Origin of the sequence: Cellulomonas sp. IC4_254 (genome assembly GCF_011603975.1) — a bacterium.
In the GTDB taxonomy this organism is placed as follows: domain Bacteria; phylum Actinomycetota; class Actinomycetes; order Actinomycetales; family Cellulomonadaceae; genus Cellulomonas.
Genome location: NZ_JAANNB010000293.1, coordinates 1 through 3,130 on the forward strand (window position 1 = coordinate 1; position 3,130 = coordinate 3,130).

Consider the following 3,130-nt stretch of genomic DNA (forward strand, 5'->3'; position numbering starts at 1 on the left):
GCGGCGCGCTGCCGCACGCCCACGGAAGGACACGCATGCGCACCCGCACCCGCCGTTCCGCCCTCGCCGCCTCGGCGCTCGTCGCCGGACTGGCCCTGACGGCCTGCGCCTCCGACGGCGGCTCCGGCTCCGCCGACGAGGAGCGCCTGGCGAACGGCGACCTGCCCACCGTGTCGATCGGCGTGCACTCCGGCTGGGACGAGGGCATCGCCGTGTCGGCGCTGTTCCAGACCATGCTGGAGGAGGACGGCTACACCGTGGAGTCGCAGGAGGCGGACGCCGGTGTCGTCTACACCGGCCTGGCCGGCGGCGACTTCGACGTCAACTTCGACATGTGGCTGCCCACCACGCACGAGGACTACCTCGAGCAGTACGGCGACGACATGGAGCAGCTCGGCGCCTGGTACGACGACGCCCGGCTCACCATCGCGGTGAACGAGGACGCGCCGATCACCTCGATCGACGAGCTGGCCGACAACGCGGACGCGTTCGGCAACCGGATCGTCGGCATCGAGTCCGGCGCCGGCCTGACCCGGATCACCCAGGACGAGGCCATCCCGACCTACGGCCTGGACGACATGGAGTTCGTCGTCTCCTCGACCCCGGCGATGCTCGCCGAGCTCAAGGGCGCGACCGACGCCGGCGAGAACATCGCGGTCACCCTGTGGCGCCCGCACTGGGCCTACGACGCCTTCCCCGTCCGCGACCTCGAGGACCCCGAGGGCGCGATGGGCGAGGCCGAGGAGATCCACACCGTCGGCCGCACCGGCTTCGGCGAGGACTACCCGACGCTGACCAAGCTCATCGGCGCGTTCACGCTGAGCGACGAGCAGCTGTTCTCGCTGGAGAACCTCATGTTCAACGAGAACGGCGGCTCGGACCCGACCGGCTCGGCGCAGCAGTGGCTCGACGAGAACCCGGACTTCGTCACGGACCTCAAGGAGAAGGCGGGCGTCTGACGCCCCCGCTCCCGCGCGACGACGCCCCGGTCACCCTCAGGTGGCCGGGGCGTCGTGCGTCAGTCCGGCTGGGGGACCTCGGCGCGGAAGCGGGCCGCCAGGGCGGTGCCGGCCGCGACGGTGGCGGCGATCTCGGGCTCCGGGACGTGCACCAGGCGCAGGCAGCCGCGGACCACGGCGTCGGCGTACGCCGCGCGGGTGCCGTCGTCGCCCCACTGCCGCTGGCTGATGATGCCCTCGACCAGGCCGAACACCAGCTCCAGGTCCGCGGCGGGCAGCGCCGCCGCGTCGACGCCCTGGCGGGTGAGGACCGCCACGGACAGCGAGCGGTAGTGCGCCCGCAGCGCGACCTGGCTCTCCCGGGTCTCGGCGAACTCGGTCTCGGCGATGTCGAGCAGCCGGTAGACGACGTGCAGGTTCCACCGGTCGCGCAGCAGGCCGTCGAGGTCGTAGCGGGCGAGGCCGGCCAGCGCGACGGCCGGGTCGACCGGGCCGCCGTCCGGGCCCGCCGCGCGCAGCCAGTCGGCGAACTGCACCGACGGCGCGACCGTGCCCTTGAGCAGCGAGCGCAGGATCTGGCTCTTGTCGGCGAAGTGGTAGTACAGCGACGCCTGCTTGATGCCGACCGCGTCGGCGATCTGCCGGGTCGTGGTCTCGGTGTAGCCCTGGGAGCCGAACAGCGACGCGGCGGCGGCCAGGATCTCGTCCCGGGTGCTCAGCGAGGAGTTCGCGCGCGGCGCGGAACGGGGCCGCCCCCGGCGGCGCGGAGCGGCGGGCGCCGCCTCGGCCTGGTCAGCCACGGTGCACCGTCCTCCCGTCGTCGGCGCGGGCGTCCTTGACGACCCGCCCATCCTGCACCACCAGCCGCACCCGCCGGGGGTCCGCCAGCGCGTCGATGCTGGTGAGCGGGTCGACGTCCGTGAGCACGAGGTCGGCGCGCAGCCCCGGCGCCACCGTCCCCACCTGGTCCGCGAGCCCGAGCATCCGCGCCGCCCCCGAGGTCCCCGCGACGACCGCCGCGGCCGGCGACAGCCCGTGCTCGACCAGCAGCGCCAGCTCGGTGAGGTTCGTGCCGTGCGGGGCGATGCCGGCGTCGGTGCCGAGCGCCACCGGGACGCCCGCCGAGATCGCCGCGTGCAGCCGCTCCCGCGCCGTCTCCTTGAGCGCGCGGCGCTTGGCGGCCACCCACGGCGCGACCCCGTCCGCGATGGGCCGGGTCAGCGTCGACAGGGTCGGCACCAGCCAGGTGCCGCGCTCCCCCATGAGGTCGATGGTCGCGTCGTCGACGAGGTAGCCGTGCTCGACGCTGCGCACCCCGGCGCGGACGGCGGCGGCGATCCCCGCGGCGCCCTGCGCGTGCGCGGCGACCCCGACGCCGCCGTGCCGGTCGGCCTCCTCGACGACGGCGCGCAGCTCGGGCTCGGACAGGCCGCCGGACTCCGGGTGGCTGCGCGGGCTGCCCATGCCGCCGGTCGCCGCGACCTTGACCCAGTCGGCGCCCTGGCGCAGCACCTCGCGGACGGCCCGGACGAACTCGGCGGGCGAGTCGGCCACCGCCCCCGCGCCGGGCCCGGTGTCCAGCGGCGTCCCCTCGATCGTGCGCCAGTCGCCGTGCCCGCCGGTGATCGACAGGATCCGGATGGCCACCTGCAGCCGCGGCCCGCGCACCAGCCCCTGCTCCAGCGCGTCGCGGAAGCCCGAGTCGGCCCCCGCCAGGTCGCGCGCGGTGGTCACGCCGGCGTCGAGCGTCGCGGACAGGTGCGGGACCGACCGCAGGGTGAGCAGGGACTCCGGCGCGAGGACGGTGCCGAGGGTGTCGCCGCCGGGCAGCGTGCTGACGTGCACGTGGCAGTCGAGGAACCCGGGCAGCAGCGTGCGCCCGACCCCGTCGACCACGGCCAGCCGCGCCGGGTCCGCGGTCGCCCAGCCGGGCACCACCGTCCCGGTCGGGCCGACGGCCACGATCAGGCCGTCGGCGACCAGCACGTCGGTCGCGGGGCGCGGGTCGGCGCCGGTGCCGTCGATCAGGCGCACGTCGCGCAGCAGCAGGTCGGTCACGGGCGGGCTCCTCGGGGTCGGGAGCGGCCAGGCTAGCCCATTACCTGTCACAGATAGATTTTACGTCCCGGCAACACCCGGCAACCCGTGCGCAACGACCCGGGTCTACTTTT

At 75.0% G+C, this 3,130-nt stretch carries 3 protein-coding genes; 1 reads left to right on the forward strand and 2 read right to left on the reverse strand.

Features of this window, described 5'->3' with window-relative positions; all coding sequences use genetic code 11:
- Positions 1-35 precede the first annotated feature (35 nt).
- A complete protein-coding gene (locus G6556_RS17980) occupies positions 36-959 on the forward strand; it encodes a glycine betaine ABC transporter substrate-binding protein (protein ID WP_166944400.1) in 924 nt (307 codons plus the stop codon).
- Between the two features lie 59 nt (positions 960-1,018).
- Here G6556_RS17980 and G6556_RS19230 read toward each other — a convergent pair whose 3' ends face one another.
- Positions 1,019-1,759, reverse strand: coding sequence for a TetR/AcrR family transcriptional regulator (locus tag G6556_RS19230; RefSeq protein WP_346774991.1), 741 nt, complete (start codon positions 1,757-1,759; stop codon positions 1,019-1,021).
- Positions 1,752-3,017, reverse strand: coding sequence for an amidohydrolase family protein (locus tag G6556_RS17990; RefSeq protein WP_166944402.1), 1,266 nt, complete (start codon positions 3,015-3,017; stop codon positions 1,752-1,754). Before G6556_RS17990 ends, G6556_RS19230 begins: the two co-directional genes overlap by 8 nt.
- Between the last annotated feature and the right edge of the window lie 113 nt (positions 3,018-3,130).